Below are 6,039 nucleotides of genomic sequence, written 5' to 3'. Positions count from 1 at the left end.
GAGGACGTATATCAAGAACTGAAACTGGCGGCATAAAAATTTACTTTTAGGCGACAACTAGCTTGAAAAACTCCGCGATTTGAATCAAGCTATCTGTCTTACAAAGATGGAAGTCCGAGTCGTTGAATGCAAGGTTCCACTGGGGATTAAAGACACATCGGATTGCCTCAAGGATCGTCGACTTGGCAGAGTCTCCCTTCCCGATCAGACAAAATATTTTCTGATCAGGTAAATTCCATTCCAACTGCTTGATGCCCCTGAAGTTCTGGATACTGATTTTTCTTATTTTCATGTGTCTCCCTCATTGAAAGAAGCTCCGCGAGATGGGTCTTCGAGATATAAATATTTTTAGTCAAAATTCTGCTCGAATGAATTGACCGCCTATTCCCTGATTGGAACGGCTAACAAATCAAAATCACTCGGTTCGTGAAAGTGTAGCAATCCTCCCAACATCGGCCCACCCCAGCGACAGAAAATATCTGCATAGTCAATTTCGGGCACTCGATAGGACGAAGCCGATTCCAGCACGAATGTCAAGAATGAGAGGAGGAGTAACCCATCGCTTGCCCGAGTAGTGAAGTAGTCGTGACAGTATGACGGGTCCAACTCAATGTCGCGACGAATTTCCTCTTTTTGCACATCCCAACTTTTCGCAAGGACTTCATCGACGGTTTCTCCGCGGTGAAGCGCGAACGAACGAGCAATATTGTGTCGTGCAGTCAGGACAGAAAATTCTGAGTCCAGCACAAACACACCGTCCGGTTGAGTGCGTGCCCCCGCGTAGCGAGTGAGGATTCGGTTCGGACCACCCCAACCATCGAAATCGGCATCGCGATCAAGTCTATAGGCAAACAAATAGCGAAATGGGCGATAGGAACTATCGATATCTCCGTTCTCAACAATCGAATCAAACTCGGAGATCTTGTCGATCGCGGATTTCAGAGTACGATCGTCAAGTGTCGACTTAACTTCTATGATGCCGATCACTGCCTCCAGTGGTACCAGGCGCCGCGGATCGTCACTGCCATCCAGTGTCCAGCTTGGGCAATTTAGTGCGTCATAGACAATCACGTCGAACTCCTGTGATGTAGCATCACCGGTGAAAAATACATGCCCGCGCGTGACACCCCATTTAGGCGGAAGACGCTCCTTGAGGAACTGGCGTACTTGCTGCTCGCGCGGGCCACCCTTATGATCAGGACGAGTGCTAGCTGCGCTTGCCTTGAACGTAGCCCACATACTGTCGGCCGCAGCAGCAAGCAAGGCTCGAACATCTACGGCTGATTTCGTCATTCCCCCGGTCCCCCCAATTATTCAAATAAAGAGCTTTATCCAGCAAATAGATCGTTCTTAATCACAAACATTTCACAGCATGTGACGGCGCGGCACGACCTGGTTCAAGCCAAATGCAGTAATTTCATCGGAGCGCTTCCGTAACTCGCGCATCGACCTATCGACGTCTGGATGAATTTTCTCCGGGTTGCGCTGCATATCTCGAAAGAATCTCATCACAGTCCCTGCGATCACATCGGCAGCCTGAATGCCTACCGACTCATGCGATGCCGCGAATTCAAGCGATGCCTGCTCATGAAACATATAGTCGGCAGTGGGTGTGAATGTCTCAAAGCCTGAATCCTTGATACTCTCCGCCGTGCGTTTGGCCTCACGCAGAATTTCTTCGACCTCCAATTGCTGGTCGTGTACAAGACGCACGCCTGCTAGCTTTCTCCTACGGAACAGATTGATCCTAGCGTAGATATTCGTGAACGACGACAGATTGGGAAGCATCCATACCTGTTTGCCGTACCTGTTCAAATCGGGCGAAGGAAGAAACCTCAGGTAGGCCGTGGGGTCAGCCTTCCGCATCTCGCCGTATTCCGTTGCTGCTTCCATAACCATGCGGTGCACGCCGTCACGTATATCCTGATTCTGGGGCATCGTGGATTCCCCCGCAGAAAACAGCATTAGGCTTCCGAACAAGCTCATCAGCGAATGATCGGACGGAGAGAGACAAGCCTCGACAAACCGATTCAGCACGTGCTCAGAGACTTCGTCGTACAGGAAGTCGACGGCGACGTTCTTCAGAAAATGCAGCTGCGGACCTTCAGGAAAGCCCATCACGGGCGGCAGCAATTGGTGGTTTACCAAGTTCATGCAAATGAAGTAGCGCTTGTCGACAGCCTCAATGAAAAGCGGGAGCCCCGCGTCGAGCACTTCTGAGAGCAACTCGGCAACGAAAGCTGATTGGCTTTGGAGCGACTTCGATTTCAGTTCACCTGTCGGTATCTTGTGCCTGAGCCGCATCGCCTCGATCTGCTGCACAAGCGGCGCCTCATCTTCGATGCCTAACGCCACCAAGACAAAAAACGGCTGATCTAGAAAATCGTAGGCAACGCCTGATTTGACGAGATCGCCGCTGTGCCCGCTCTCGTCGAAGAAAAACGAAAGGGTCATGGCCGGCTCTCTTCGACGACATTCGAGCGTGTTGCCTTCGCCATTGTGCGCGCGGGCCAAAAACTGGACGATGCAGTGTTTCCGAACAATTCAAGGGCCATATGGATCTCCATTCGCCCCATTGAGAGAGCGGTACTCAGCATACATCTCGGCTTTGTTCTGCAAATCTGTATCAATGGACATCTCGCTGGCTCCTAGCAGGGCAGGAATTTTTCCCATCACTGCTTTCAAGTTCCGTAGATCAACCTCTGTCAGGCCACTGAGTGTCGGCAATCGGACTCCTGTCTTATCTGGAATGCCGTGGGGATATCTAAAACCCATAGACTCTGGATCAACTGCACACAATTCGTCGATCAAACTTCCCGTCTGATCCAAGGCGACCGTTGATTGAGCGGGCGCGTGCTCCTCCAAGAGAGGGCGCAAGATGGCCCAGAATGTTCCCAGGTGATGACCCACCAAGCCAGCCTGCTTGTCCGAGGGATTTTTCTCCAATAACAACCACAGTGAGCGAATTAGATTCTTGACCATCAGTTCGATATGCTGGCGGTACAAAAAGACGATGGGATAGACCAGAAAGTCCAGATGTCGGCCCGTCCCTGCCGCTTGATCTACCAGCATGTCCGCTGCATCCTTGTAGCCGGTTGCATAGACCGACCACTTGTCGCCATACAAGCGATGGTTGAGCTGTGCGCTGTCAACCCAGGAACCACTTTTGAAAAGTTTGTCACCGGATACAGGGAATGAGACACCATCGATCGAATCTAAGAGGCCGTCCAATTGCGGTTCTTCATCATCGCTGGAAATTGTCACGGCTTGACCTTATGTCTGTCGAACAAACGTTCAAAAAAATCGATCACCACTTTCTTAGCCTGCGGTCCTACAACATAGCGATCATTGCTCTTATCCGCATCGGTACACTCGGCTCCGCCAAACCGGTATAACTCATAACCTTGGAGTCGCAACCGCCTATCTTCCTCGACCATTTTCGCGTAATGAGCGGGAGACGCTCTACCGCCCTCAGCGTAGTGCTGCTGCCCATCAACCTCAATCACGATGCGAACTCGGCCATCCAATAGCATCAAGAAATCCATCCGTTGCCGCGCCAGCACGCTCCCTTTACCCAGCTGCACACGCTCGGCTTGTGTGAAAGGGTCGTAGTGAAGATAGACCTGTGGAATTAAGGCTGGTAAACGATCTCCAAGTTTCGGACCAAACACTTCGTGGTAGGTACGAAAGATCGCGTACTCCCCCGGAGAATGCGAAAGCTCCACCGATCGCTTCAGGCGTTCCCCCAAAGACTGGCGCGCGGATTTCAACTCCGCAAGCCCTTGGCGCTCCAGCCACCATTCAGCCATATCCAACCATGTCAGGCCACTAGCCGGCAACGGACGGTCAAACACCAGACACATGTCTGCGTGCTTGGTAATTTCAATGTCATTGCTGATCGCATCGCGCAGTACCAGTTCCGGCTTTGGTCCTACTGACGCGAAAATCAGATTCTTCACCGCACCGGCAACACCGGTCCCCATCCGCTGAACGGCGTAGATCGGATGCGTCGATTGCTCACCGACCACTACGGCCTGAAATCCATCGGGCCGCAAAACGGCATTCAATTGCGTCGCCAGTTCGTTTTGTTCATCGCCACGTCGAACAACAGGATGAAGCAACTTTTCAAGCAGAGCAAAAAAATTGGTCTGACTGCACGTCAACGCACCACACCGGATCAGTAGTTCTTCGGTCGAGTAATCCGGGTTGCGTACATAGTGCTGAACAATGTCTTTGGCGAGGGAGGGAAGAAAATTAAGGTGGTTGTCGATGCCATCATATGACAGGTGTTCAGATGAGACGATATTGAGTCCATCGAACAGATCGACGTCGTTAAACAGCGTATCGAGGCGATTCAAGACCTTCAGTGCGTCTCTGCGCGTAATTTCGGTGATGCGGTGCGTCGCATGCACAGTAAGCTCGCTAACGATCTCCGCCAAATTGGGGATGTCGAACTCCTTCAGGACGACTGCGGCGATCGTCAGTAATGCAGACTTCTCAAGCTGCACGAGCCGGTTCTTGACATAGACTCTACGGCTGCGAAAAGCTTCGTCGGCATCACCTGGCTCAACACCTTCTTGAATACCCACCCGAACGCAAACCGCCGGGACGTTATAGGCCTTCACATTTGCGGTGATCCCTTCAGCAATGCGGTCTCTCAACGTGTCGAGAGCAACTTTCGGCGTTGGCATACCCATCATTCCGCCCATAGTTTGTCAGGACCAACATAGTCGAGTTCAATGGCCTTTGGAACTCCGGATGCGGTAGCAACCAACAGGCCCGCACGGTCAGGGTTGAGTGGCATGTTCAAGATCCCAAGACGTTTATAGTCGGCGCTCATGACAAAGTCCCTCGACTGGCTGGTCGAGTCGATACGGAGCGGCGTCCCAGACTTCGGAGCTTTTCCCTCCAGCCAGGACACCTGTGCTGATTCAATTGAACGTATCCAGGGTTGCGCCGCCTGCGCATCGAAAGAGCGCACAAACTCCATCCATAGCGAATGCGTCTCTGGCGTCGGCCAAGAGGCTCCGGCAGCAAGGGCAATAACGGCCTCGCTCCGGAGCCACCGAACCAATGCACGAGCCGAAGTAAACTGGCCATCACCATCCTTGACCGCTTTTATCGCAGCAAGTCTGGAGGCGAAACCAGCTTGCATGAGATACGCCGCAGACCTGAATAGCGTGCCCGTTTCCACTGCGGCAACGGCAAGTCTCAGCTCACGATCCGAGAGTTCCATCTCCTCATCGAACAAATCCTCATGCGCAAGTCCGCGCACGCGCACCGCCTCCATACCCCACGGTAGCTTGTAGATCAGGCCTTGCTCAACAAACGCGAGAACTTCTGCGGTATTCGTAGTGGTCAGTGCTGCCAGCGGCTCACCACTGAGCCACAACGACAAAACTTCCTTCCAATTGGCCGGCAGATCATCTGGCACAAAGGGAGGAATAGAAAAGACGATCTCAGCGAACGTTGTGATTGCTGCAGTTGCAGCATGGTGATCTTCAAGCAGGATTGCACCATTCGCGCGAGCAAGGAGTGCCTCCAGCTCGGCCGCCCGAGCATCGAGCAACCGACCTGTCTCCAGGCCGACGCCAGCCAAAAAATAACCCCGGCGCTGTGCGGCCGTCGAATGGTTCCACACGAACTTGACCCGCGCTATAAGGGTTCCCGTGAGCGCCTTGACTATGTGCGCCTTGCGATGCTTGAGCCGTCGTTCGAACAATGACGAGGCAAGTACCGCGTCGAGGCGCGCTTCTATTTCGTCGTCCGGTACTGCCTGATCGCCAAGCAAGCTCAATATCGCAGTGTCAAGGCTGGTCATGTACGATCGCCACTTAGACTCTTCGCTGGCAGCGTCTTCGACAGCCTCGCCGGATACTTTTGGAAACTCCCAAGCGGCATTGCCGGCCACGTATGTCAATAAACTCCCCACGTCTCTCGTGCCAAGTTTGGCCACCATGCGCAACTGTAATGGTCTAATGTTTACGGACACCTCAATAGGAGGAATAATTACCTAAACGAGGAAAATAAAGATGACTG

6 protein-coding genes are annotated in these 6,039 nt (G+C 52.6%); all 6 read right to left on the bottom strand.

Annotated elements, in window-relative coordinates; genetic code table 11:
- Positions 1–46: 46 nt before the first annotated feature.
- Positions 47–292: an ATP-dependent nuclease gene (locus tag QN359_RS19185; RefSeq protein WP_322248343.1), complete on the bottom strand. Its 246-nt coding sequence runs from the start codon at positions 290–292 to the stop codon at positions 47–49.
- Positions 293–381: 89 nt separating this feature from the next.
- The gene (locus QN359_RS19180) at positions 382–1,293 is read right to left on the bottom strand and encodes a DUF6602 domain-containing protein (RefSeq protein WP_322248344.1); all 912 of its coding nucleotides are present in this window, start codon (positions 1,291–1,293) and stop codon (positions 382–384) included.
- Between the two features lie 72 nt (positions 1,294–1,365).
- Entirely contained in the window at positions 1,366–2,454 is a 1,089-nt protein-coding gene (locus tag QN359_RS19175) for a DUF3800 domain-containing protein (protein WP_322248345.1), read from the bottom strand.
- 90 nt (positions 2,455–2,544) lie between these two features.
- On the bottom strand, positions 2,545–3,264 hold the full coding sequence (locus QN359_RS19170) for a hypothetical protein (protein ID WP_322248346.1): 720 nt from the start codon (positions 3,262–3,264) through the stop codon (positions 2,545–2,547).
- Entirely contained in the window at positions 3,261–4,691 is a 1,431-nt protein-coding gene (locus QN359_RS19165; RefSeq protein ID WP_322248347.1) for a hypothetical protein, read from the bottom strand. Before QN359_RS19165 ends, QN359_RS19170 begins: the two co-directional genes overlap by 4 nt.
- Before the next feature lie 5 nt (positions 4,692–4,696).
- Positions 4,697–5,821, bottom strand: coding sequence for a hypothetical protein (locus tag QN359_RS19160; protein ID WP_322248348.1), 1,125 nt, complete (start codon positions 5,819–5,821; stop codon positions 4,697–4,699).
- Positions 5,822–6,039 lie beyond the last annotated feature (218 nt).

This window comes from Undibacterium sp. 5I2, from assembly GCF_035019605.1.
Lineage (GTDB): Bacteria > Pseudomonadota > Gammaproteobacteria > Burkholderiales > Burkholderiaceae_D > Undibacterium.
The sequence above is the reverse complement of the archived record's forward strand: the minus strand, read 5'-3'. Positions and strand labels throughout refer to the sequence as shown.

Excerpts from the sequence above, each read along its gene's own strand:
- QN359_RS19185 (WP_322248343.1), bottom strand. The coding sequence starts at position 292 with ATGAAAATAAGAAAAATCAGTATCCAGAACTTCAGGGGCATCAAGCAG.
- QN359_RS19180 (WP_322248344.1), bottom strand. The coding sequence starts at position 1,293 with ATGACGAAATCAGCCGTAGATGTTCGAGCCTTGCTTGCTGCTGCGGCC.
- QN359_RS19175 (WP_322248345.1), bottom strand. The coding sequence starts at position 2,454 with ATGACCCTTTCGTTTTTCTTCGACGAGAGCGGGCACAGCGGCGATCTC.
- QN359_RS19165 (WP_322248347.1), bottom strand. The coding sequence starts at position 4,691 with ATGCCAACGCCGAAAGTTGCTCTCGACACGTTGAGAGACCGCATTGCT.
- QN359_RS19160 (WP_322248348.1), bottom strand. The coding sequence starts at position 5,821 with ATGACCAGCCTTGACACTGCGATATTGAGCTTGCTTGGCGATCAGGCA.